21 protein-coding genes are annotated in these 23891 nt (G+C 59.8%); 8 read left to right on the top strand and 13 right to left on the bottom strand.

Annotated features, from left to right (window positions below):
• Positions 1-18: 18 nt before the first annotated feature.
• The 4 genes from BLP23_RS07600 to BLP23_RS07585 form a co-directional block, all read right to left on the bottom strand.
• Complete coding sequence (locus BLP23_RS07600; protein WP_092584183.1) at positions 19-669, bottom strand: amino acid ABC transporter permease; 651 nt, start codon at positions 667-669, stop codon at positions 19-21.
• Positions 670-680: 11 nt separating this feature from the next.
• Positions 681-1349, bottom strand: coding sequence for an amino acid ABC transporter permease (locus tag BLP23_RS07595; protein WP_092584182.1), 669 nt, complete (start codon positions 1347-1349; stop codon positions 681-683).
• 76 nt (positions 1350-1425) lie between these two features.
• On the bottom strand, positions 1426-2256 hold the full coding sequence (locus BLP23_RS07590; RefSeq protein WP_092584181.1) for a sugar phosphate isomerase/epimerase family protein: 831 nt from the start codon (positions 2254-2256) through the stop codon (positions 1426-1428).
• Complete coding sequence (locus tag BLP23_RS07585; protein ID WP_092584180.1) at positions 2257-2991, bottom strand: GntR family transcriptional regulator; 735 nt, start codon at positions 2989-2991, stop codon at positions 2257-2259.
• Between the two features lie 285 nt (positions 2992-3276).
• On the opposite strand from BLP23_RS07585, the gene BLP23_RS07580 reads away from it, so the two are divergent.
• From BLP23_RS07580 to BLP23_RS07555, 6 genes are all read left to right on the top strand, one after another.
• A complete protein-coding gene (locus BLP23_RS07580; RefSeq protein WP_092584179.1) occupies positions 3277-4170 on the top strand; it encodes a dioxygenase family protein in 894 nt (297 codons plus the stop codon).
• A 21-nt stretch (positions 4171-4191) separates the two neighbouring features.
• Positions 4192-4974: a 2-oxo-hept-4-ene-1,7-dioate hydratase gene (gene hpaH / locus BLP23_RS07575; RefSeq protein WP_092584178.1), complete on the top strand. Its 783-nt coding sequence runs from the start codon at positions 4192-4194 to the stop codon at positions 4972-4974.
• 8 nt (positions 4975-4982) lie between these two features.
• Positions 4983-5750 carry a 4-hydroxy-2-oxoheptanedioate aldolase gene (gene hpaI, locus BLP23_RS07570; protein WP_092584177.1) on the top strand — a complete coding sequence of 256 codons (768 nt, stop codon included), beginning with the start codon at positions 4983-4985 and terminating at the stop codon, positions 5748-5750.
• A gap of 35 nt (positions 5751-5785) precedes the next feature.
• Positions 5786-6514, top strand: a complete 729-nt coding sequence (locus BLP23_RS07565) for a transporter substrate-binding domain-containing protein (RefSeq protein WP_092584176.1) — start codon at positions 5786-5788, stop codon at positions 6512-6514.
• A gap of 376 nt (positions 6515-6890) precedes the next feature.
• The gene (locus BLP23_RS07560) at positions 6891-7493 is read left to right on the top strand and encodes a hypothetical protein (RefSeq protein WP_092584175.1); all 603 of its coding nucleotides are present in this window, start codon (positions 6891-6893) and stop codon (positions 7491-7493) included.
• Positions 7494-7789: 296 nt separating this feature from the next.
• Positions 7790-8746: an alpha/beta fold hydrolase domain-containing protein gene (locus BLP23_RS07555; RefSeq protein ID WP_092584322.1), complete on the top strand. Its 957-nt coding sequence runs from the start codon at positions 7790-7792 to the stop codon at positions 8744-8746.
• A 246-nt stretch (positions 8747-8992) separates the two neighbouring features.
• Here the strand turns inward: BLP23_RS07555 and BLP23_RS07550 are convergent, their stop codons facing one another.
• The 9 genes from BLP23_RS07550 to BLP23_RS07510 form a co-directional block, all read right to left on the bottom strand.
• Positions 8993-10312: a glycosyltransferase family 4 protein gene (locus BLP23_RS07550; RefSeq protein WP_092584174.1), complete on the bottom strand. Its 1320-nt coding sequence runs from the start codon at positions 10310-10312 to the stop codon at positions 8993-8995.
• Entirely contained in the window at positions 10309-12477 is a 2169-nt protein-coding gene (locus tag BLP23_RS07545; RefSeq protein ID WP_233426644.1) for a hypothetical protein, read from the bottom strand. Before BLP23_RS07545 ends, BLP23_RS07550 begins: the two co-directional genes overlap by 4 nt.
• 86 nt (positions 12478-12563) lie before the next feature.
• Complete coding sequence (locus BLP23_RS07540) at positions 12564-13295, bottom strand: hypothetical protein (protein WP_092584172.1); 732 nt, start codon at positions 13293-13295, stop codon at positions 12564-12566.
• Entirely contained in the window at positions 13292-14554 is a 1263-nt protein-coding gene (locus BLP23_RS07535; RefSeq protein ID WP_092584171.1) for a glycosyltransferase family 4 protein, read from the bottom strand. Before BLP23_RS07535 ends, BLP23_RS07540 begins: the two co-directional genes overlap by 4 nt.
• Positions 14551-15390: a class I SAM-dependent methyltransferase gene (locus tag BLP23_RS07530; protein ID WP_092584170.1), complete on the bottom strand. Its 840-nt coding sequence runs from the start codon at positions 15388-15390 to the stop codon at positions 14551-14553. Before BLP23_RS07530 ends, BLP23_RS07535 begins: the two co-directional genes overlap by 4 nt.
• Entirely contained in the window at positions 15387-17642 is a 2256-nt protein-coding gene (locus BLP23_RS07525) for a glycosyltransferase family 2 protein (RefSeq protein WP_092584169.1), read from the bottom strand. The genes BLP23_RS07530 and BLP23_RS07525 overlap by 4 nt, the downstream gene beginning before the upstream one ends.
• A 65-nt stretch (positions 17643-17707) precedes the next feature.
• Complete coding sequence (locus tag BLP23_RS07520) at positions 17708-18367, bottom strand: calcium-binding protein (protein WP_092584168.1); 660 nt, start codon at positions 18365-18367, stop codon at positions 17708-17710.
• A gap of 270 nt (positions 18368-18637) precedes the next feature.
• Positions 18638-20038, bottom strand: coding sequence for an HlyD family type I secretion periplasmic adaptor subunit (locus BLP23_RS07515; RefSeq protein WP_092584167.1), 1401 nt, complete (start codon positions 20036-20038; stop codon positions 18638-18640).
• Positions 20035-21792 carry a type I secretion system permease/ATPase gene (locus tag BLP23_RS07510; RefSeq protein WP_092584166.1) on the bottom strand — a complete coding sequence of 586 codons (1758 nt, stop codon included), beginning with the start codon at positions 21790-21792 and terminating at the stop codon, positions 20035-20037. The genes BLP23_RS07515 and BLP23_RS07510 overlap by 4 nt, the downstream gene beginning before the upstream one ends.
• 196 nt (positions 21793-21988) lie before the next feature.
• Between BLP23_RS07510 and BLP23_RS07505 the strand changes: the two genes are divergently transcribed.
• Positions 21989-22561 (top strand): MarR family winged helix-turn-helix transcriptional regulator, encoded by a 573-nt coding sequence (locus BLP23_RS07505; RefSeq protein ID WP_092584165.1) that lies wholly within the window; start codon positions 21989-21991, stop codon positions 22559-22561.
• A gap of 44 nt (positions 22562-22605) precedes the next feature.
• Complete coding sequence (locus tag BLP23_RS07500; protein WP_092584164.1) at positions 22606-23853, top strand: glycosyltransferase family 4 protein; 1248 nt, start codon at positions 22606-22608, stop codon at positions 23851-23853.
• Positions 23854-23891 lie beyond the last annotated feature (38 nt).

The raw sequence follows: 23891 nt of genomic DNA, 5'->3' as shown, positions 1-23891 counted from the left end.
GTTCGTTGGATTGCCGACTTACCGGACGGCCTTTGCCATCCGATTTTCGAGCCGGGCCCCATAGAGAGACAGGGGCCAGCAAATGATGAAGTAGATTGCGCCGACGATGCCGAAGATCAGCAATGGTCGATACGTCTGGTTCGAGACGATCTGTCCGGCGCGGGCGAGTTCGATGAAGCCGACGATGGCGGCAAGCGACGTGCCCTTGATGAGCTGGACGAGGAAACCGACGGTTGCCGGCAGCGAGATTTTGAGCGCCTGGGGAAGGACCACATCCTTCATCCGCGACACATAGTGGAGACCCAGCGCATTGGCCGCCTCCGTCTGGCCTTTCGGGATTGCCTGGATGCCGCCGCGCCAGATCTCGCCCAAGAAGGCGCTGGCATGCAGCGTGAAGGCGATGGCGACGGCGAGCCAGGCCTCGATGCTGACGCCGAGAAGCGCAATGCCGTAGTAGACGACGAAGAGCTGCATCAGCAGCGGCGTGCCCTGGAAGATGGAGATATAGCCCGCAGCCGTCTTGCGGAGCGCGGAATGTGCAGACGTCCTGGCAAGCGCGATGACGAGACCGAATATGCCGCCGCCGATGAAGCCGATCGCAGACAGAAGCAATGTCCACTTCAGACCCTGCAGCAGGAAAAGCATTTCGTTTTGGCCGATAACACCCATTGTCCTGCTCCTCATCGCACGGGATAGCTGAAGAAATGACGGGAGATCAGCGCAAACAGCCCAATCATCATCCAGGCGATGGCGAGATACATGAGCGTGATGGTGAAATAGACCTCGAAGCTGCGGAACGTGTCGGACTCGATGATCTGTGCGACGGAGGTCAGTTCATAGGCTGCGATCGACGTGCAGACCGATGTCGTCAGTGTCAGCATGATGAACTGGCTGGTCAGCGAGGGATAAATCGCTCGAAGCGCCGGTTTCAGGACGATCAGGCGAAACACCTGCGCCTTGTGCAGGCCGAGCGCGAGGCCGGCTTCGACCTGACCCTTGTGGATGCTGTCGACACCGCCACGAATGATCTCGATCGCATAGGCGCCGCCATTGACGGCGAGCGCGATGATCGCCGTAAAAGTGGGATTGAGGCGAATGCCCATCATCGGCAGGGCGAAAAAAATGAAGAAGATCTGCACTAGGAACGGGGTATTGCGGACCACTTCGACGAAGGCGATGACGGCCGCGCGCAAGGGACGGATATTCGATGTCCGGGCCGCAACGCCGATGACGCCGATCACCAGCGCTAGCGACGTGCCGGCCAGTGCAAGGCCGATCGTCGCCAGAGCCGCCATCAGCAGATCGGGCATCTTTTCGAAGACAACGCTGAAATCCAGCACGTAGTTCATGACAATATCTCTCTCCCGTCGACGGGCTCCTCTGCCTGTCTCCGTGTTTGGTATCCGTTTTGCGCTGTGCTTCTGGTTAGCCGGTCAACGCTCGGGCGGCATCATGCAGGTGACGCAAATGCTCCTCCGGCGACTGGCTGGCATGGATCGGCACCTCGACAGAGACGGCAGCGCCTGCCGGCAACTCATTTATCAGGCTGGCAACGGGAAGCTCACCCAACCCTGGGGCAAAGCGTCCAGTTCTGGCCTCGCTGACCATTTGATCCGCCGTCGTCGGCGCAGGTCCGCGGGCGTCGCAGAGCTGAATGCTTCGGATCATGCCCTCAGGGACAGACGAGACGTCCTTCGCCTGGCCGCCATTGCGGAAGAAGTGCAGAGCATCGACCAGCGCGCCGGCGTTGTCCCGGCCCGATCCCTGCACGATCGACAGGCTGTCATCAAAGCTGGCAATAGTGCGCCAACCCATGTTCTCCAGGTCGACGCCCATGCCGAAAGTGGCCGCGAGGTCGCAAAGCGCTGCGAAATTGGCAATCAGGCGTCCCCGATCAGGGTCGTCGCCGCAAACGCTGAGACGACGCGCACCGAGCGCGCTTGCGCCTTCGAGCATTGACGTCAGATAAGCGGCATCGAAATCCGGCCCGATGACGACGAATTCGATGTCGTAGAGCGAGATCCCTTCGCCATCCATACGGGCTTTAACGTCACGAGCCGTGTCGCTTCCCGCCGGCAGCTCATAATAGGGAGCGCCGGGAAAGGCCGGATGAAGGCGCAGGCCAACCGACGAAAAGCCGGCTACGGCCGCCATCGACACGAATTTCGCAGGCTCGACGTCGATCGCTGAAAAATGCGCAACCCCCAGCGACGGTGTGGAAGTCCTGGCTGCTATGGTATTCTCTAGGGTCTCCATTCAGGCGATCCCCTTTTCAGCGAGATGCCGTCGCAGATTTGTGCCGGTGCGATGGATGTGCTCGCGCAGCCGGTCGCAGGCATAGTCCATATCCCGCGCCACTGTCCCTTGGGCGATTTCGCTGTGCTCGACGCTGACATTGCGGTCGCCGGATGTACGGGTGAGAAAGGTGCGCCGGTAGCGGTCGTTCAAGTTCAGCATGGTCTTGCAGAAACTGAGAAGCAGCGGCTTACGGCATCCGGAAATCAAAGTGAGATGAAACTCCCGGTGAACGGCTTCCCATTGCTCAAGCGTTTCGGGTTTGGAGGCATCCCGTTCCGTACGGTTCAGGCGGTGCAGCGCACGCATGACATTGCCTTCCCATTCGACATCGCCGACGCGCATGGATTCCCGCAGCGCATAGGTTTCGAATTCCTCGCGCAGGCTAGTGATCTCTTCGAGGTTCGACAGCGAAACGGGCGACACGCGGTAGCCGCGATTGTCTTCGAACTCGACAAGCCCGTCCGAAATAAGACGCGCCAATGCCTCGCGCAAAGGACTGAGGCTAACGTTAAAACTCTGTTTTGCCCGATCGAGATTGATCTTGCTGCCTGCTTCGAGCTGGCCGGAAATGATCGCCTCGCGCAAGCGTGACACCAACTGGCTGGCGATCGTGTTCTTGCCGTCGTCCGGAAAGGATGGCGTTGCCGCCTCCGTGCCGCTTTCCAAAATGAGGCTGCCAGGTCCTGATCGCATTGACATCCTCCCAGATGGCTCCACCACGCTTTTTTGATGGCGAACTTCATTATCGACGATCGATATAATAAACGATTATTTATGTCAAAGCATTTTTGGCGAGATTTGCTGCGATCTTCTATGGTGGCTGCCTGGTGTCGATTTATCTAATTAAATCAGCAGGAGATAGATGGATTTTGAGTGCAAGAAGCACATTTATCCGAAATCGCCTAAGTTGAGGTCGTGGTTGGCTTGACAAATAATCGATGATTTATCAAAACAGGCACTCCCACAGGGAGGTGTGAGATGGTGATACGGACGCAAGAGGATGTGACGGCCGCTGTTCTGAAGGTGATGGAGCAGACCGCAGATGATCGGCTTCGCGAGATCCTGACGGCGCTGGTGAAGCATCTGCATGCCTTCGTCCGGGAAGTACGCTTGACGGAACCGGAGTTTCGCGACGCCACGGCGGTTCTCAACGAAATTGGTCAATTGCAGACGGACAGTCATAACGAGTTCGTCCTGATCTCGGGCTCGCTAGGCGTGTCGACGCTGGTCTGCCTGCTCAACAACGGCGACCAGGGACAAACGGAAACGTCCCAGTCGCTGCTTGGCCCCTTCTGGCGCCTCAACTCACCGCGCGTTAAAAATGGCGGTACCATCGTCCGGTCGGATACGCCGGGTTCTCCTCTTTTCGTTCACGCGCGGGTTGTAGATACACACGGTGAGCCCATTGCAGGCGCCGAAGTGGATGTCTGGCATGCGTCGCCGGTCGGCCTTTATGAAAACCAGGATCCCGATCAGGCCGAGATGAACCTGCGGGGCAAATTCACGACGGATGCAGACGGTCGCTTCTGGTTCAGCACGGTTAAGATGGTGGGCTATCCGATCCCGGTGGACGGTGTCGTCGGCCGGCTTTTGAAGGCGCAGGGACGTCACCCCTTTCGCCCGGCGCATCTGCATGCGCTGATCTTCAAGCGAGGATATAAGACCCTGATTTCGCAGGTCTTCGACCCGAGCGATCCGAATATCGATTCCGACGTTCAGTTCGGCGTCACGTCCGCGCTGACCGGTGATTTCGTGCAGCACGACGAACCGCATCCGGACGATCCAAGTGTCAGTATTCCCTGGTTTTCCCTGGAATACACATACGTGATGGAGCCCGGCGAAGCGGTCCTGCCGCGCGCGCCAATCAAATAAACAAACGGGAGAACCACATCCATGTTGACGGATGAAGAACGCCGCAGCGCGGCACAGGCACTGCTGGGCGCCGACGAAAACCGGGTGCCGATCCCGCAGCTCAGCAAGACCTATCCACACATCGAGATCGAGGATGCTTATCGCATTCAGGATATGTGGGCGGAAGGCAGGATTGCCAAGGGCGCGCGCGTCGCGGGCCACAAGATCGGCCTGACATCGCGGGCCATGCAGATGGCATCGAAGATGACCGAGCCGGACTACGGGCGCATCCTTGATGATGCTCTGTTCAACGACGGCGCCCAGATCAGGGCCGACCTCTTCATCAAGCCGCGCCTCGAAGTAGAGCTTGCCTTCATCATGGGCGAGGATCTCGAAGGCCCGAGCACCCGCGTCTACGACGTTATGCGCGCCACCGAATTCATCGTGCCGGCGCTCGAAATCATCGACTATCGGACCGAGGTTCCGCGCGCAATCACCGATACCATTGCCGACAATGCGGCCTTCGGAGCGATCGTCGTCGGCGGTCGCGTGATACGTCCGATGGATGTCGACATCCGGTGGATCGGGGCAACGCTTTCCAAGAACGGGATCATCGAGGAATCCGGTGTTTCGGCGGCCGTCATGGGACATCCGGCGGCGGGTATCGCCTGGCTTGTCAACAAGCTCCACGCGGTTGGCGGCAAGCTGGAAAAGGGACAGATCGTGCTGGCTGGCTCGTTCACGCGGCCCGTCGATATCACCGCCGGCGATGTCATCCAGGCGGACTACGGTCCGCTCGGCGCGCTCGGTGTTTCATTCCTATAGGTGGTGTCATGAATCTTCCGGAAAATCGCTTCAAGCAGGCCCTGCTCGAAAAAAGGCAGCAGATCGGTCTCTGGTGCAGTCTGCCGGGGAGCTATGCGGCGGAGATCGTTGCGCCCTCCGGGTTCGACTGGCTGCTGTTCGATACCGAACACTCGCCGGGCGACGTCCTGACGGTGCTGCCGCAGTTGCAGGCGGTCGCGGCCTATGATGTCTCGGCGATCGTGCGGCCCGCAAGCAATGATGCAGTTCTGATCAAGCGTTACCTCGATATCGGCGCGCAGACACTCCTCATTCCTTATGTGCAGAACCGTGAGGAAGCGGAAGCGGCGGTGTCCGCCATGCGCTATCCTCCTGCCGGTATCCGCGGTGTATCGGGACTGACGCGAGCGACACGTTTTGGGCGTGTCGCAGGTTATGCCCGGCGGGCGGAAGAGGAACTGTGTCTGCTGGTGCAGTTGGAAACCCGTGCAGCACTCGAGGCATTGGAAGCCATTGCACAGGTTGATGGTGTCGATGGCGTCTTCATCGGACCGGCGGATCTTGCCGCCAGCCTTGGATATCCGGGGGAGCCCGGCCATCCTGAGGTCGTCGCTGCCGTCGAGGATGCGATCACCCGCCTTGCAGCTCTCGGCAAACCAGCAGGCATCCTGACGCCGGACACCGCCTTTGCTGCCCGCTGCATTGAACTCGGAACGACTTTCACCGCGGTCGGCATCGATGTCGGTATTCTCGCTCGCGGGACCGAGGCGCTGGCAGCGAAATTCAGGCAAGAGTGACCGCAAGATTGCGCTGTCCGGCAGGAGATAAAGACATGACCGACGATATCGCAGCTTCGCTCAGCGCACTGATCCCCAAAGGCTATCTTCGGGCGGCGGTAAACCTTGCCAATATCGCCTTGGTGCAGTTCGATCCAGATACAGGAGCCTTTAAAGGTGTCAGCCCGCAACTCGCCAGAGAGTTTGCTGAGTGCCTCGGTTGTCGTGTCCAATTCGTCGCATACCCTTCGGCAGCCAGTATCCTGGACCGGGTCGATCAGGACGAGTGGGACATCGCCTTCCTGGCCGCCGACCCGGCGCGCGAAGACAGGCTGCTGTTTTCGCCTGCCTATGCGCTGATCGAAGGCACGCTTGTCGTTCGAGAGGCAACACCATATCGCACGTTTCACGAGATCGACGCGGAGGGCGTGGAAATTTGCGTCACCCGAAACGCTGCCTATGACCTCTATTTGTCCCGGCGTCTTGCGCATGCCAAAATCGTTCATTCGCCTACGCCGGGGGAAGCTCTTGAAATGCTTGTCGAAGGTAAACATCACGCTGCGGCGGGTGTGCGGCAAGCGCTTGAGCGTTTTGCGAGCACCCATATAGGCTTCCGCGTCTTAGCGGAGCCGTTCCTCGTTATCAGACAAACAATCGCTGTCAGTTGTTCTAATCCAGCCGCGGGTCTGTTGGTGCGCGAATTCGTCGAGGAGATTCTTCAGCAAGGCTTCTCGGAAAACGTCGTTCGCGATGCGCAACGCAACGGCGTTGCATTGCCGAATTGACCCAGCAACAATCGCGCGACTCGCTTACGACACTTGGCCGTGGGTCCGCCTGTTCAGACCCTTGCTCCGACCAACGGGGAGGTCAGAGCCGAGGGGAACAGCGGCACTTAGTTCGGGAAGAACGGTTTTAAGAAAGTCTGCGGCCGGCCTACAAGGATATTACTTGCCTCGATCGCGATTGGTCAGGTTTCTGCCCGAAGGTCACAACACAACCGGTCGCCGCCACCGAACTGCCTCCTGGGCGTCCGGAATCCGCCCCCTCTGACGCTCTTGTTGAAGTCTTTGCTCCGGTTCAGCGCAGCAAATCCGAGACGGTATCCTTCAATGGCGGCGCTGCCCTCTTGAATGCATCCAAAAGCCGACGAACAGAGAAACGTTGACCACTTACCAGGATGTAAATGGCGGCGGATACCCGGAATTGATCTCGAATAGCACTGCCGAGCTGACTTCGCCTGTGGGACTGCCGCGTCGCGAATGGTGGAAGTATTTTCGGCTTCAACCGGGTACGGACGGTCTGGCTAAAGAGATCTTTGTCGATGGTTTCGAAGCGAACGCCACTTCCCGCAGCACCGGTGCCGGCAAAGGGCTTAGTCCGTCAACCGCGGCTCTCTTCAAGAGCCACGGAACAAAGAACAATAACAAGTCCGGTTCGCCCGACCCGAACGTGGAGCCGAGTTTCGAATTCAACGCGGAAAATGGTAACGATACTGATTTTACCGAGTTGCGCGACCTCAACGGCGATGGGCTGGTCGATTCAGTACATGGTAGCACGGTCAATGCGCCGCTAAGACTGGTCTACAACACCGGTAACAGTGTTTTGACCACAGGCGATGGCGCGTTCACCGCAGGTGGCGAGCCGGTTGAAAGCGTATTCTATAACACTAGCCACTCAGCCGGTTTTGGTGTGCGCCTTGGTTACTCGACCGAATCCGGCAGCATCATTTGCTCCAGTTGTTGCTTGCTGCGTTGCAGGGCCTAAGCGTCCTCACCGGAGGGCTTTCCTGCGTCGTCGCAACTAGGCCTGTCTCTCTCTTCTCAAGTAAAGCCGCGTGCGGGAGAGACACGTCATGCGTGAACGCTGGACGTGGGTAATACCTCGGCAAGCTGGATAAGCCTCTTCTGTAACTCGGAGTAAGCCATTAAGAAATATATCGTTCAAGCGCGGGTATAAATTCGGAGTTGAATTTAAGCCTGTTTTTGCGCATACTTCCATCATGGATATTATATTTCAAATATTGAAGTATATTTGTTCTGTAATTGCTGATGGATCGCCGCATGCTCGTATTTTCAGATGAAAATTTGGAGGTGATACATCGTTCAGGATCATCTCCCTATCTTCTCGTCACCTTTAACGAGATGGAAATGAAGGCGAACGGCAGCCGCTTCTGGGGGCAGCGGTTCTGCGAGAAAGCTGACGTTTCGGCACTTGGCTTCATCAGTCGACGGCCGAACTGGTTTCCGGCGGCAAGTGTCGTCAAGGCGGTCGAGGCGACCGCGCCCATCCTCCGCGCAGCACCGGAGCGGATCCTTTACGGGCACTCGCAGGGCGGCTACGCGGCGTTGCGGTACCGAAGGCGCTTCAACGCTGCCGTTGCCATCGCTTTTTGCCCTCAGATCTCGATCGATCCGAAGGCCGTTCCTTTCGATGGCAGGTTTGCAAGCCATTTCTCGCCCGACCTCCACGCCAATATGGGGATCGCGCCTGACCACGCAACTGGCCGGGCCTATCTCTTCTTCGATCCGTTCCACGCCGTCGATCACCAGCACGCGGTTCGAATCGCGACGCTGCAGGCGAGGACGCACCTCGTGCCGGTCCACATGACAGGCCATGGCACCGTTCGGGCGTTCACCGGAACGGCACGCGCCCTGTCGCTGATCGAAGCCTGCCGCGAAGACGATCTTCCGGGTCTACGCGCTCTGGCTCGCGCAGCCCGAGTCATGGCGCCGATGCGACCCTATCAGATCGCTGTGACGGCGATCGCCCGGCATCGGGCCTGGGCCGACCGGTTTCATGCACGCTTCGGTTCGGCTTTCTCTCCGGTCGAGCGAGCAAACTTCCTCTATCATCGGGCCAACCGCCACATTCGCGACGGTGAGCTTGCGACGGCGCGGACCATGCTTGTGGACGCCATGACATATCAGCCGGAAAATCCCGGTTTCGCCCGCCGGATAGCGGAACTGGACGGCCGTATCGCGCGCCGCCTCGGGGCGGATGACGCCGCGCATTCGTGATCCGAATCTTGCCGAGCCTACTCGACAAGATGGCCTTGCTGAAGAGTGACAGCCTATCTCAGGTCCAACGCTTTTGGTTGCCGGAGCATCCTTGTTCCAAACCGGCGGCGCGGATGATGGTCTTGCGGACTTTCGTGTGCATGTAGCGAGCCCTCCAAGCGACCTTGCGAACGGTTTCTCAAGGGCTTGGTTGATCGATCCTCTCTTGGTCGAAGCCCTTTCAGCGCTTCACAAACGCGAGCGTCGCTAAAGTGAGTGGGCGAGAAGCGCGGGGCTCTCGGTCATCGCGGCATCTAGCTTCCGCCGCAGCAGCGCGCGATAGAGTTTGACGTGTTCTTGCGCGCAGGCGAGGCGGTCGGCGGGCTGTCGCATGGAAACGCGCAGCCGCTCCCAGATTTGGCTATCACCCAAGACTTCGACGATGCGGTCCGCGAGATCCTGGCTGCTGCCAGCGCGAAAGTGCAGGCCATCTTTTCCGTCACGCACCTTCTCGGCCATCCCGCCGATGTCGGAGCACATCATCGGCCTACGATGGAGTAGGGCCTCCTGGATCACGATGGGCGAGTTTTCCCACCAGACGGACGGCAGAACCACCCAGTCGACCGAACGCATGAGACGCGGCACGTCCGCGTTCTGGTAAGCGCCGTAGAAACGGACGCGGTGGCCGGCGTCTGCGATGAGCTTCTTCATCCGCTCCTGGAATTCGATCGGCTGTCGCTCGAGGTTTCCGCCGAAGATCATCAGGCAGGAGTCTTCGCCCCATATCTCCTTCGGGATGCGCAAAACAGCGTCGATCAGGAGGTCGGCCCCCTTGAACGGCGTCATTTGTCCGAAATAGGCAAAGCGGTTGCGGCGCGGGTTGGGACCTTGCGCTTCTCGCGCGGGCGCAGCTGTTTCCACAGCGATGCCGTTCTCGATCACGCTGAGCTTGTCCTTTTCGATGCCCCATGCGACGTAGCGCTCCGCCAGAAACCGGCTGGGGGAGACGAAAGCGTCGGCAAGGCCAAGCATCCCGCGCGCAAACAACTCCCGCTTCAGGAAGCGTGAGACGGGGATGTCGGGAAAGCAGCCGTGGCAAGCGACGGGGGATGCTGTTTCGCAGAGCTGACCGGAAGGCCGTTTCACCATCTGCCCATGATTGTGGCAGATCGACAGATACTCGTGGAACGTGACGAGTATGGCCGCGTGCGGAAATGCTTCTCTAAGGGCGTAGAGGGCTTCAAGGCCAATGCCTAGAACATGATGGAAATGCACGACATGGGGCCTGAGATCGCGCGCGAAACGCAACAGGTCTCGGCTGATTGCCTGGGTATCGCCATTGGACAAAAAGAAATGGTCGTAGTCGTCCGCGTGGAACAGCAACTCATCCTCGGCAAGGCGAAGGCTCATCAGCGCCGACGAGGCATGCCGCGGGACCGGATGGCCGACCCGGGCCAGGTAAACCGATTGCACGTTCGGCAATGCGTTCAGGCCGCGATGCAGGTTGTGAGAGGCGATTTCCGCCCCGCCGAGCGAAACCGTTGGGTGCGCATGCGAGACGACAAGGACGCGAAGCTGCTCGTTCATGCGGGCCTCTTTTCCGGGTGCTTTTCAACGGTGAGGATAGGCAACCATTGGCTCTTGAAAATCTTTCGATCGATCTCTTCCACCAGAGCCGCCATCACCGGATTATCACCGTTGCGTGCGTCGTCGCAGCCCCACATCTGCACCGATGGCAGCAAATAGGAGTCAAACCCGGAGCGGCTGAGACGGAGGCCGAGATCCAGACCCTTTTCCTGCGAGCCAAGATAGCCGCCAGAACAGCCGCCGGTGCGCAACAGGGCATCGCGGGGCATGACGCAGCACTCGAGCGAGGCCGCGGCGATACGGGTCAGCTTCATGTCGGTAACCGCTTTGAGAGGATATCCCGTATAGCGGCCCACAACTGGTTCGTCGCAGTCGCCGTCATCGATCCAGCTTCCCGCCCAGCGAATGGAATGGTCCTCGTAAACCAGGACGGGCGAGACGACGCTTCCTTTGAGCGTCGCGGCCCTGGCCAAGAGCTTGCCATACCAGCCTGTCCCGCGCGGGATCAGTGAGGCGGAGAGCGACACGACCGTTTCACAGGAGAGTGCTTGCGTGCCGGCTTCCAGCATGTCGTAGACGTCGCCTGTTCCCTTCGCCGATACCAGCCTGGCCGAAAGGCTATAGAACCGCGCGAGTTCCCTGAGGCGAGCAGCCTGCCTGCGAAAGCGTTCCGCGGGCATGGCGATCACGATCGGCGTGCGGCGAGTCTCCGGATCGAGCGCAAGCAAGGCCAGCAGCGGGGAAATGTCCTCCTCGCCCTCCCCGGCGCCGATGACGATCGGCGGGCTGTTTTCCTCATCGAAGGAGCCGGCATCGAGGATTGTCTCGATAACCGGCGTTAACCTTCCGGATTGTCCGAGGAACGGGACAATTTGTGAATCGGCTATCGCCGGCAGCGCACAGTTTGCGGGATCGATGGAGCCGATCTGGCGCAATGCCGCCAAGCGCGCAGAAACCCTTGTTGGTTTCACTGGCAGAAACGCACGGCGCGAATCGTGCAGCGTTAGTTCGAAGTAGAGGGGCGCACCAAGATCTTCATTCGGTAATTGGGCGTGGGCGATGAAGCCATGCGCGCGCTGTTCGCTCCGAAGGCTCGGTGTGAAGTGCTGCTGGTCGTCGAAACTGTCCGTGACATCGGGGCGATCAAAACGCGTCCAGCGTTCGTCGAGGCGAGCCGCGGCATCGCGTCGACGCAGCCTTACCGTTGCGACGTGGCCGTCGGGGTCATAAAGCCAGCCGGAGACGAGGAGGTTTCCTCCATCGGCCTCAAATGTGCTGTCTATTCCCATCCGGACGGGATACGGCAGGCTGGAGACGGTTTCTTTGCCCTCAAAGCTGTTGGCGGCTGCTCGCAGGGACAGGAGCACGTCCGGGGCGCCATGGGTCCGCAGCAGAATCGACCGGATATGTTCGGGCGTTTCCAGCGGGCCGGCGATGCGCTTTCGGGGGTGGACCGCAACATACCTCCAACCGGCGCGCCCCCGAAAAACCAGACCTTCGATGTCGAGAGCGAGGGCAGCCTGGCTGGCCTCGAGAAGGCCGACAAAACCAGAGGCGCCATCGGGAGCGTCCGGGCGAGGAAAGATGGCGACACCGCACTCCGCGACCACCGGTGTCACATTGCCGACCACGGACACCCGGCAAGGCCCCGGCGCCATGCCGCGGCTCCAGCCCTGCAGGAACGTCGCGCCATCATGGCTCTCACCAATCAACTCGATAAACCCATCGCTGGCGTGGGCTGACTGCAAAAGCGCGGTTACGGTCAGAAGTCTGCGGCGGCTGACATTGCCGACCATCAGAGCGTCCACGAGCCGGTCGAGGACCGCGGCTGACTGAGATCCCGCAGACTCGACCACAAGCGCGGCTGCTTCCTCCGCGGAGGTAAGCCGGGGCGCAAAGATGTAGCGTGCGCCCGTCTCCTCCGCTCCGAACCGGATCGTGGTCATGGCCAGGTCCGTGCCCACAGCCGGAAGGAGCGCCGCGAAGCCGTGCTTGGCCCGCGGTGAGGATGCGGCCAATCGCCATTCCGAGACAAACAAGCTTGGCGTGACTGCTTGATCCTCACCGAGGCCGACCACCACGTCGCCGGCCGTGACACGGCCGAGGCCGATGATCAGCAAGGTTGTGTCGTCGACGCGGCAGCCGATAACCCTTCCAGAGCGCATTGCCCTGCTCGCCCCATGCCCGCCTGCCGAGGGGCTAATGACAGCGGGGGATTGTTCTCTAACCAGCACGCTTTACCCTCCCTGGATCAGATTCTGGCAACCAGCGTAAGGCTGGCGCCCGCGGCAAATCCCACGAGAACAAACAGCAGCAGCAGCAGGGGCTTTATTTCGCCGTTCGCACGCTTCCGCAACGTATTCAGGTTCTTCTCCATTCCTGCCACAACCCCATCCAGCCGCATCAGATGGACATCGAGATCATTCAGCCGTTGGCTGATATCCACCTTGAGGCTTTCGACGGCGTTGCTGACATCGGTGAGGCCGGCGGTCTCGGTCTTGTCGGCATCGATTTCCGGTGTGCGCTGCAGCGAGCGCTGTGAGACCTGCAACTGCCGCTGCGCCGCCATCAGCAAATCGAGCTTATCGAGCACTTTCGCCAGCGGTGCGGCGATAAGAGCCTCGGCCGCCTGCTCGTTTGGCTGGGGAACGCGCAGGGCCTGCTCGGAACCGCTTCCATTTCGCGCCATGACGACAATATCGTTCGCCCGAGACTGGACGGGATCGGGCAGCGCGATTTCAAATGCGTGTTTGCCGTCGCCGATACCGTTGCGCCGCAGGTCGGGACGATTGCGGTCGGCAACAGCCTCGGCAATCACCTTGCCATCGAGGAGGACACGAATGGTCAGCCGTTGATCCGGCGCCATCGGGTCGAATGCCCAGCCGAAGACCTTGCCCATGTCAACGGCATCCACCCGGCCGTTCATCGGCTTGGCGTTGTCCTGTTCGGATGCGGCATCCGGTCGTTCAGCGGGACTAATCATAAGCTCTCCTGTGCCTGAACCTGTGCCGTCTCCATCCACTTGAGGTAGCGGCGGGCGGTCGTGTCGATGTCGTCGGGCTTGCGGGCGTTTTCGGAGAGCTGGCGCAGCAGGTTCGGCTCTTGCACTATGTTCCGCATCGCCACGGCGAGCGCTCGGGAATCGTTGGGTGGAACAGTCAGGCCGTTGACGCCATGCTCGATCAGTTCAGCCATTCCCCCGATGTTGCTGGCGATGACCGGACGGCCTTGAGCCTGGGCTTCCTGAATGACAAGCGGCGCGTTCTCCCACCAGACGGAAGGAACTATGGTGCAATCGACCGCGGCCACCAGATCGCCAATATCTTCGCGTCGATAGGGGCCTCGGGACTGGACGGATTCTGACGTTTCGGTAAAGCGCCGATTGATCTCATCGACGAAGGCCTCGCTCTGGAAGGGCGCTCCGCCATGGACGCGGAGTTCGAAATCAAGGCCATCGGCCAGAAGCTGGCGCGCAGCGTCGAGCAATACGGTCACCCCCTTCCAGGGGTTGAGATTTCCGAAATATCCGAAGACCGGCTTCCCGCCCTGGAGCAGCTCCCTTCGCGCGCCGGCATTTCGGGTGGGGATACCATTGGGAATGACGCTAATCGCATCTTCGTCCAGTCCCCACCGCACGAAGCGCTCCCGTAAAAAAGCGCTTGGCGAGACGAAGTGGTCAACCGTGCTCAGCAGGGCCTTCAGGTGGCGTTCGCGCAAGGCAAAGCGATCGAGCGGAATGTCCTTGAAACAGCCATGGCAGCGGTCCGGGCTGGATTGGTGACAAAGCTCCTTGCTGCCGGTGCGTACCATCAGGCCTTCATGGTGGCAAATGGGGTAGTAGTCATGGAGCGTCATGACGATCTGGCAGTGGGGTAAGGTGCGGCGGACGATGTGAGGGAACTCAGCGCCAAGCAGCAGCAGGTGATGGAGGTGAACAACATCTGGCCGGAAATCGCGCAGCAACTCCGCTATGTCCGGCACAACACCATAGAGGTCGATCTGACTCATGAAGAAGCGATCGAAGTGTCCGGACCAAAGCAGGACCTCATCTCCCGCCGAGCTGATGCTCTGAAAGCTCGTGCCCGGTCTGGCTTCGCGATGGATTTGGTTCGTGGCACCGAGAAACAGGGCTTCGTGCCCCTCGCGCTGGTAGGCACGAAACAAGTCGTGAGCAAATATCTCCGTTCCACCGGGGTGAAGGGACGGATGGTTGTGGGCTGCCACCAGAATGCGCTTGCTCATCGACCATTTCCCCGGCGCTTCGCCACGATGAAGTCCTGATGGTGGCCTGCGTTGGTGCCGCGCCAATGGCCAAGCGATTTCAGAGCGACTGAGAGGCCGGCCCGTTCGAGCGCCTTGTCCAGAAAGCCGTCTTCGAAACCGACCGCGGCAAGCGGTGGCTGGTTGGGTACGAACCAGCATGGGCTTTCGCCATAGCGGCGGAAGGCGAGACGCGGATCGCGCCGCCCGTTTTCGTTTGCCGCCGCGATCCGGTCGACCACGAAGGCGGTCATGAACAGGCGCCCGCCGGGTGAAAGGATTCTGCGGACCTCGGCGAGGTAGACAAGGACCTCCGCGGGCGGCAGATGAGTGACCAAGGACGTCATGATGACGAAGTCGAAATGACGATCCGGAAAGGGAAGCGTCAAGGCCATCCCGCTGATCTTGCCCTTCGGATTGTACAGCTCGTGCGCGATGTCCAGTTGCCGGAAGGCGAATTTGGGGTAGGCAGGCGCAATCGTTCGCTGGCACCAGCCAATACCGCTCTCGACTGGATCGATACCATCGTAGCGGCTGGTTTGCGGATCGAGATATTGGGTAAGCGGCACGGCCATCCGGCCGATGCCGCACCCGATGTCGAGAACGCGGCTGTCTTCGCGCAGGCCGCCGATGCGAATGAAGTACCCGAGAAACTCCGCTCCTATCGCGCGAAAATCCCCGTCCCCCACGAAGACGTTGGTGGATTCCGGTTGCGGCAGAAAACGATTGCCCCGAACGGATTCGATTAGCCAGCGAACACGGTCTTCATCGATCAGCCGGGCCGGCTTGGTGGGATGCAGGAGTGCCGCATGAGTCACGCCGCGTTCCTTTCCCGGATTCTCACACCCGCCGCAGCGGGTCGATCGTGATCTCTATCGAATAGGTTCGCCATCAGTTCGGCGATATCGTTCTCCCAGCGCTGCGTGTGCAGCCATGAATTGTATTGGCTTGCAACGCCGCGCATGTAGTCCTGGCTGCGGCGGATCGAGCGACGCTCGAAATGATACAGGCACGCTGCCGGCTCATAGGCAATCTGGAGCCCGACGCGACGGATCTTGAGGCACAGGTCGCTGTCCTCGTAGTCGCCGATCACGTAGTCCTCGCTGTACCCGCCAACGCGTTCGTAAGTGTCCCTGCGGGTCACGAGGCAAGCGCCGGTAACGCCGGGAACGTCGCGGGCATGTTGCGCAGGCGCGTAGTCGCCAGGCATGCCCTTGTAGAAATGGTGGTTCAGCCAGATCCCGCGCTGGCCGCGGCCGAAGTACAGCCCAGCGTGCTGCAGCGATCCGTCTTCGAAGATCAGTTTCGGGCCGACGGCACCCAGCTCGTTGCTTTCCAACAGCGCTCGCGACAACACCTGAAGCCAGCCTGGCGCGCAAGGCACGACGTCTGAATTGAGCATGACCAGTATGGCGCCGCGTGCAAAACGTGCGCCGGCATTGCAAGCACGCGCATAACCGCCGTTGCGATTCATAACGACCAACTTCATCGGCAGCCCATGCAGAAGGTGCAGGCCGCCCAGCAGGTGCTCCGTCTCATCCTGGATTTCCGGTGAATCGAGGACATAGATGAGCTCCGCGTTGGCTGCTAGCCATGGATCCGTGGCCATCCCCGACAGTTGGAAGCGCAGGAAATCGAGAACCCGGTAGAGGGGCACGACAATGGAAACGAGGGGTGCGCTTTTGGGCAGGCTGTAGTCCTTTGTGCTGTCGACCTCTATGGTCTTGCCCAATCGTCGTTCTATGTCCTGCAGGGCAGGGGCGAGAATCGTGCGGAAGGCACCGTCGACCGCATGCTGTGGCGGCACGGCGCGCAGGACATGGTTTCGTTGTGTCGCGGGCTCGAAAGGCTGTGGCGTCGGTATCAGCGGCCTGACCGTTCCCGAGGCAAGCCGCATCTGAAATCGCGGTTGCAGGAGCGGCCCGGGGGATTCCGAAAGAGGGACCCAGGCAACGAAACCGGTCACATCGGTCTTACTCTTCTCATCCTTCCCTTGCGCCCATGCCGGAAATTCGTAGCTGTTGCCGTCGAGCGGCACGGCCGTGCCGTCCTCTTTGACGTAGTCGATGCCGGCGAACGCGGATGACGGCGCGTGGAACCAGCCGCCGGCCAGCAGACCGTCGTCGAGCGCCAGAGCGAGATCGACCTCACCGGACGGATGCATCGATGACTTAGCAATCCGACTTGTTGCCAGTGGTGCGCGAACTTGAAGGTCGATCGCCGTGGCGGCGCCGCTTTCCGGCAGCGCGGCGAGTCGACGGACAATCATTTCGCGCAGTTCCACCGCCTCGGGGTTTTTGCCCCACCAACTCTGAAGGTTGGGATGGCGAGGCTTGCCGTGAGCAAGCTGGCGAATGGCGACGCCGTTCTTGCTCAGGAGGACGATGAGAAACGGAGGGGAAGGGGAACGCGCCTCTGCGATGAAATGGCACGATTGCAGGCCGTTTTTCGCGTTGCGTCCGAGGACGAGCCTTACGGCCATGCGTGTAATCGAAGCTGCGCCGACCGCATAGATCGCTGTGACGTTGCCTAGATCCGGATTGATAGCCGTCTCAATCAGATGGCGTCCTTGCGCAATCTGGCAGACGATGCTGGCGGCCTGCGGTTCGGGCACGAGCGCGTGAAGGGCGTCTTCGACCACCATGTTGAAAAGATGGTCGCTGGTGATGCGGAAGGCGCTTCGCCACACGGTCAGCAGGTTGTTGACGAACTTGATGCGGGCATCCGGCGCGAGATCCGCGAAAAGTGCCTCCACATCGAGGGGCACGAGCGTGCGCGCCGGCTGCATCACGATGGTTTCGGCGGCGCTGCCGTGTTCCGTGCAAATGCCCACACTCACTGGCTGCTTTTCCGGTCTCATCGCCCAGAACATTCGTTGTCTTCCGTTGCCAAGCGGCAGCATCATGCTGACGAGCGGTATCGGCGACTGGTCCATGGACAACAGGCACTTTGTGGTGGCGGGAAGGGACGGGGGGAGATCCCAGATAAGGAGGGCCAGCTCCGCGCCGAGCCGAAAGATCTTTGCCTTTCTGAAAACGCCAGAGGCGTCTATCGATTCGTCGAACGTCACACGCTACCTCTCTGGATCGGAGTTGCGCGCCCAACGGGAGGAGGCAGGGCGCGCAGAAGTCATATTCAGTGAACGGTGAAGTAGTTCTCGGGATTGGCATGGATGTCGTCGGCATCGACATTTACCAATGTGAGCGTATCGCCATGGCCGAGATCCACGACGACATTGCCCCCTACCTGCGTGACACGCGAGGCCAGGTCTTCGGGCGAAGACACGTCGAGGCCATTGATGCCCTTCGAGATCTGCAGCAGATCCTCGCCAGCGTGAAAGTCGAGGATGACGTCATTCCCGCCGCCGCCGTCGAAGACGAAGATGTCGTGTCCAGCACCGCCTGCCAGGACGTCGTTGCCAGCACCGCCATCAATGATGTCGGCACCATCGCCGCCATAAAGTATATCGGCGCCCTTGCCGCCGGACAGGAGGTCGTTTCCCTGGCCGCCGAGCAGGGTGTCGTTGCCTTTGTCGCCGTACAGAAGATCATCACCCCAGCCGCCGACGAGGTTGTCATTCCCGTTTTCACCGTTCAACAAGTCGCTGTCCTCGCCGCCGAACAGGGAATCGTTTCCCTTTCCGCCGAACAGCAGGTCGTCACCGTCATCACCGAACACGAGGTCGTGCCCGTTGCCGCCGCTCACGAAATCAGCGCCCCCATGGGCGCGAATGAAGTCGTTAAAGCGGGAGCCGAACAGCGCATCGTCGTATGCTCCGCCTTCCAATGTGGCCATCTGCCTCTCCTCTTCGGATTGATATTCATGCGTCTCGGCGCAGGGTGCGACGATTTCGCGCTTGAAATGTGCACTGCAAAAAACCGAAGTGCAACATATCTTGAATCTAAAATGGCTTGTCTTGAGAAATATATTTCCCAAATTGAATATTATTGGCACATTGTTTCGATAATATCCGCGATCATAAAGTAATATGTAAATATTTTACTTTGGAATAGCTTCAAAATTTGAAACAATTTCTGCTGTGCAGCATGCCAATTTCCTGGAAATCTAGTCTTCCCTGAACGCGCGATTGAAGCTCTCGAGGACGGGAGAAGTGAGGTAGTCGATCGCACGGCGTGACTCGTGGATGATCAGCACCTCCGCGGGCATGCCGGGATAAAGGTGGACATCCGGGTTTGCCTTGAGCGATGCCGGATCGAGTTTTGCGCGCGCGACGAAAAACGCACTGTTTGACTTTTCATCTACCGACTGGTCCGCGGCGACATATGTAATGGTGCCTTCCATCGGCAGGCGGGAGCGTTGATTATAGGCTGTCAGCCGGACTTGTGTATGCGAGCCCACGGAAATGCTGTCGATGTCGCGAGGATTGACGCGCATTTCGACCAGCAGTGGCTCATTTTCCGGAACGATCTCGAGCAACGGCTGGCCTGGCGTGACCGCGCTGCCAGGGGTGCGCAGCAAGATGTTGCTGATGATGCCATCCTGCGGAGAGCGAATCTCAAGGCGCCGCAGCACGTCCTTCGAAGCGATGATCTGCTCTTCGACGTCCGCCAGATCGATGCGTGCCGTGGTGATTTCGCCGGCAATCGTCGACTGAAAGTCACTTTCGATCCCGGTCAGCGCAAGCTGTGCGCCTGCTGCGGCTTTTTCTGCCTGGGCCTTGTTGCCGACGAGTTCGCCCCGTTCCCTCGCAAGCTCACTTAGCTTGGAGTCGATCTCGATGAGTTGCGTGCGCGGTGCCGCGCCTTTTTTCGCCAACGTTTCCGTCGCCGTCCGGTGCTCTTTCATGAGATCGATTTGCTGGTCGGTCGCCTGGATCTGGATGCCGAGCGACGTTGCTTGTTCGATATGCTCCTCGATGGTCTTTTGCTGGACCTCGACGCGTCCGACCTTGGTCTCGCGCCGCTTTTCGAAGAATATCGTCTCCGCCCTGACGGCGTCATCGACCGTATCGTCCCGGCTGTCACCCAAATCGCGTGGAAAGCTGATTTGCGGCATGTCGGTCTGCTCGGCTTTCAATCGCGCCAGTTTCGCGATTAGGCCAATGCGTCGGATTTGGAGCGACTGCAGGCTGGAACGGGCGCGCGTATCCTCCAACGCGATTAGGGGCTGCCCGGCGGAAACTTTGTCGCCCTCCTGAACGAGCAGTAGACTCATCACGCCGCCTTCGAAATGGCTGATAGTCTTTCGCTTCGAATCGACGATGACCGTGCCGTTGGCGACCGTCGCGCTGCTGAGCTCGACCGAAAAGGCCCAGGCAAAAAATCCCCCGAAGGACACAAGGATCGTGGCGAGCCCCGCAACGACAAGGCGACGAAGCGGCGAACGGCTATCAAACCGGTCGAATTCCAAGTTCGAGTAGCCAACATCCCGCGATGCCGGCTGACGCCGCTGGAGGCGACGTTCGGAGAGATCGGAGCGGACCGCAAGGGGCCTCTTTTCAGTCATATTGCGGCTACCTCGCGGTGTGGTTCGCCCGGCATCGTGGCTGTAACCACAGCCGTTCGCGGTCCGAACTGTGTGATGCGGCCGTTTTCGAGCACGAGCAGCTTGTCGGCGACCTGCATGATGGCTGGCCTGTGAGCGATTATGATAACGATGGCGCCGTCGTCGCGCGCACGTTGGATCGCGCGGATAAGGGCCCGCTCGCCGATCGAGTCCAGGTTTGCGTTCGGCTCGTCGAGCACGATGAGGCGAGGTTGGTTGTAGAGGCAGCGCGCCAACGCTATGCGCTGCCGCTGCCCTCCCGAAAGGGTCAGATGTCCGTCGCCGACGGGTGTGTCGTAACCGAGTGGCAGGCGTCCGATCATTTCGTGGATGTCGGCCAATCGCGCCGCCTCCAGCACCTTGTAGGGATCGCTGTCCGCCATTCGCCCAATGTTTTCTCGAATGGTGCCTTCCAAAAGCGAGACGGATTGCGGCAGATATCCGACCACCTGACCGAACGAGCCACGCTCCCAGAGATAGGTGTTGTTGCCGTCGAGGAAGACGCCGCCGGACGTGGGGCGCAAGATGCCGACCAGCAGCCGCGCGAGTGTCGATTTGCCGGCCGCGGAGGGACCGATCACGCCAAGAACCTCGCCCGGAGAGAGGGAGAAAGAAATGCCCTTGATGATGGGCACATCCAGCCCCGGAGCTGCGTAGACGAGCTTATCGACCACAATGTCGCCCGACGAATGTGGCGTGGGCATCGTTTGGCGGATTGCAAGATCCGCCTTGAGAAGGGCCTCGAGGCGACGCCAGCCAGCGATCGCCAGCACCCATTGCCGCCAATTCTCGATGATCGAATCGAAGGGGATCAGTAGGCGCCCGACAAGAATGCTCGATGCCATCATGGCGCCAGGCGTGATTTCCTGCTCCAGCACCAGATAGGCTCCGGCTGCCAGCGTCATGATCTGGATGGAATAGCGCAGGCTGCGGGTGATGGACGACATCGCCTTGCTCCTGCACCCACTCGTTTCAAAGGCGCTGAGAGCCTGCAGTTGAAGGGAGCGCCAACGGCTCGCCAGAGCTGGCAGCATGCCCATCGCCTCGATGGCCTCGGCATGTCGCAGCGAAGCGCCAATCCTGGACACGGCCTCGATATTTGTTTGATTCGCTTCCTTGATGAGTTGGTGCGTCAACATGTCCGTGACCAGTCCGCCGCAAATGAGCAGTGCGGCGGAGACGGCTCCGATTAGACCAAAAAGCGGATGCAAAAGGAAAAGGGCGCCGAGGAAAATCGGTGACCAGGCAGCGTCTAGGGGCGCACTGACCGCTGACGAGGTCAGGAAGCTTCGCAATTCTGCGATGTCCCGAAGCGACTGGGTCGCGCGCGACAGGCCCTGATCGACAGAAGCCTGAACGGCGGCCGCCAGGACGGGCATGTTCAGCCGACGCACGAGCGCGCCTCCGATGGCTTGGAACGAGAGGGCACGGATGAATTCCAGAACACCGAGCACCACAAGGGCGCCGACGGCCAAGATGGTGAGCATTGCAAGTGTGTCCATGCTCTGACTGTTGAGTACCCTGTCATGAACTTGCAGCATGAACAGGGGCATCGTCAGTTGTAATATGTTCAGACACACGCTTAGTGCAGCTGCATAAAGCAACCCAAACAAAAATACACGCTTTGCTTGAATAACCAGCAACCTTGGGCTGTCTTGTTTTTGGACTCCCCCGGTTTGCCCCTTGCTTCGTGTCTCATTTTGAACTTCATGCATGAAAATTTGCCTCGAGTTAACGTTAGATCCATCTGTTGGAGGACAGATTTGGTTGTAACTGAGCCTAAGGATAGTATTGCGTCGACCAATCTGGCACATAACAGCGAGCTTGTGCAAGCTCATGGTGATCGGCGGTGATAAGCATATTTGAATATTACTTCAAATTTTGAAGTATTATCTTGAAACGGAGAGTCGAATGAAAGAAAATGATGTGTTCAGTTTGCTGGCAGAACTGAATGACGATCCGAGTCTTCGAATAAGCCAGACAGCACAAACAGACCCCCGGCTTCCTCAGGGTGCCGAGCTTGGGGACCTCCAGCAGGTTACGTATTTCGAGCTCGCTCGCCTCATGGAGCGGGCAAGCCGGCGCTTCTCGGGCCTGATCCGTGCGGAGCTGACCAAGCTCCGTGTAGACGATATCGGGCCGGCGCAGGCGATGATTTTGCTGGCAATCGGCGATTCGGAACTGTCGGTCGCCGAGCTTCTGGATCGTGGGCATTATGTCGGCTCCAACGTTTCCTATTATCTGAAGCAGCTTGGCGATGGCGACTACATCGATCGCGTTGCCTCCCAGCGCGACAAGCGGTCGGCGCGCATCAAATTGACAGCGAAGGGACGCCAGCTCAGGGCAAATCTCCGCGACGCAGCGATGGCTTATGAGCGCGCGGTGAATCGTGGCGACCAGGACCAGCGGATGCTTGAGACGGCTTTCCAGACGCTGCACCAGCTCGAACTGGCCTGGGGCAGCGCTTCGCGGTACGGCGTCTAAGCGGTGAGTGATGCCGTGCACCTGGCAGGGGCGGGCTAAAGGCGATGCACGTGGCGTTTGTTCATCGCCGGGGTTTCGGTCAGTTCGCTGCCTTGGCCGCTCAGCTCGCGCAGGCGGGAAACGAGGTCAGCCTCATCACCGAGACCATAGACCAGAAGATCCCATCCGTTCGCGTCGTTCGACATCGAGCGGAATCCGGCCCGCGCGCAGATCCGCATATGGCCCGACACATGGGCACTCCCGATCACCATGCGCGAATCGGCCATCGCGTTGCCGAAACGCTCGACGCCATGGCGCGGCAAGGGCTGGTACCCGACGTTGTCGTTGGCCATATCGGTTGGGGAAGCATGATGTTCTTCAAGGACGTGCTGCCGCGGGTGCCCGCATTGGGGTATTGCGAGTTCTTTTACCGATCGGAAGGGGCGGACATCGGGTTTTCCCCCGACGATCAGCCCGATCTGGAGACGCGCAAGAGGCTGCGGCTGCGCAACATCGCGCAGCTCCTATCCCTTGAGGCCATCGAGGCCGGCATTAGCCCCACCCATTGGCAGAGAAGTCTGTACCCCGCCGACGCCCGCGGGCGCATTTCGGTATGTCACGAGGGGATCGATACGGCGCGGTTTCGACCGGACCCATCAACTTCGGTCACGCTTTCGGACGGGCGTGTGCTCAGCGCCGGTCGTTCTCCCATTGTCACCTTTGTCGCGCGCGACCTTGAGCCGTATCGCGGATTTCCACAGGTCTTGGAGGCTGCCGCCAAGGTTGTGCGTCAACGCCCCGATGCTTTGTTCGTTTTCGTCGGAGGAGATGGCGTCAGCTATGGTGTGCCGCCGCCCGGCGGCGGGGCGTGGAAGGATCATCTCCTCAAATCCCTTGATATACCGCGGGAGAATATCCTCTTTCCCGGCGCGGTGCCGCATTCGGTTTTGCGGCAGCTTTTCCAGATCTCGGCCGCGCACCTCTACCTGACCTATCCGTTCGTTTTGTCGTGGTCGATGTTGGAGGCGATGGCGTGCGGCGCCCTGGTCATCGGATCGGACACCGCGCCCGTCCAGGAGGTTATACGCTCCGGCCGGAACGGCCTGTTGGTGCCCTTCTTCGATACGGACGCACTCGCTGAGGCCATTCTCGGCGCCCTGAAGTGTCCCGAACGGCATTTTGGGATGCGTGCCGCGGCGCGCCGGACGGTGGAGAGGCGTTTTCGACTCACGGACTGCCTCGATCGCCAACAGTATCTTCTTGAGAAATTGACTGGAAAGTTACTTCGCCGCAATGCAGAGATGAATTCATAATCATTACTTTGATTTTTAAAGTATATATGAAATATTTT

This window comes from Rhizobium mongolense subsp. loessense (genome assembly GCF_900099775.1).
GTDB lineage: Bacteria > Pseudomonadota > Alphaproteobacteria > Rhizobiales > Rhizobiaceae > Rhizobium > Rhizobium loessense.
Note: the sequence above shows the minus strand (reverse complement) of the source record. Positions and strands in the feature narration are given on the sequence as shown.

Bases quoted from the DNA above. Each gene is read 5' to 3' on its own strand.
- BLP23_RS07600 (WP_092584183.1), bottom strand. From the start codon at position 669: ATGGGTGTTATCGGCCAAAACGAAATGCTTTTCCTGCTGCAGGGTCTG.
- BLP23_RS07595 (WP_092584182.1), bottom strand. From the start codon at position 1,349: ATGAACTACGTGCTGGATTTCAGCGTTGTCTTCGAAAAGATGCCCGAT.
- BLP23_RS07590 (WP_092584181.1), bottom strand. From the start codon at position 2,256: ATGGAGACCCTAGAGAATACCATAGCAGCCAGGACTTCCACACCGTCG.
- BLP23_RS07585 (WP_092584180.1), bottom strand. From the start codon at position 2,991: ATGCGATCAGGACCTGGCAGCCTCATTTTGGAAAGCGGCACGGAGGCG.
- BLP23_RS07580 (WP_092584179.1), top strand. From the start codon at position 3,277: ATGGTGATACGGACGCAAGAGGATGTGACGGCCGCTGTTCTGAAGGTG.
- hpaH (WP_092584178.1), top strand. From the start codon at position 4,192: ATGTTGACGGATGAAGAACGCCGCAGCGCGGCACAGGCACTGCTGGGC.
- hpaI (WP_092584177.1), top strand. From the start codon at position 4,983: ATGAATCTTCCGGAAAATCGCTTCAAGCAGGCCCTGCTCGAAAAAAGG.
- BLP23_RS07565 (WP_092584176.1), top strand. From the start codon at position 5,786: ATGACCGACGATATCGCAGCTTCGCTCAGCGCACTGATCCCCAAAGGC.
- BLP23_RS07555 (WP_092584322.1), top strand. From the start codon at position 7,790: ATGCTCGTATTTTCAGATGAAAATTTGGAGGTGATACATCGTTCAGGA.
- BLP23_RS07550 (WP_092584174.1), bottom strand. From the start codon at position 10,312: ATGAACGAGCAGCTTCGCGTCCTTGTCGTCTCGCATGCGCACCCAACG.
- BLP23_RS07545 (WP_233426644.1), bottom strand. From the start codon at position 12,477: ATGCGCTCTGGAAGGGTTATCGGCTGCCGCGTCGACGACACAACCTTG.
- BLP23_RS07540 (WP_092584172.1), bottom strand. From the start codon at position 13,295: ATGATTAGTCCCGCTGAACGACCGGATGCCGCATCCGAACAGGACAAC.
- BLP23_RS07535 (WP_092584171.1), bottom strand. From the start codon at position 14,554: ATGAGCAAGCGCATTCTGGTGGCAGCCCACAACCATCCGTCCCTTCAC.
- BLP23_RS07520 (WP_092584168.1), bottom strand. From the start codon at position 18,367: ATGGCCACATTGGAAGGCGGAGCATACGACGATGCGCTGTTCGGCTCC.
- BLP23_RS07515 (WP_092584167.1), bottom strand. From the start codon at position 20,038: ATGACTGAAAAGAGGCCCCTTGCGGTCCGCTCCGATCTCTCCGAACGT.
- BLP23_RS07510 (WP_092584166.1), bottom strand. From the start codon at position 21,792: ATGCATGAAGTTCAAAATGAGACACGAAGCAAGGGGCAAACCGGGGGA.
- BLP23_RS07505 (WP_092584165.1), top strand. From the start codon at position 21,989: ATGAAAGAAAATGATGTGTTCAGTTTGCTGGCAGAACTGAATGACGAT.
- BLP23_RS07500 (WP_092584164.1), top strand. From the start codon at position 22,606: ATGCACGTGGCGTTTGTTCATCGCCGGGGTTTCGGTCAGTTCGCTGCC.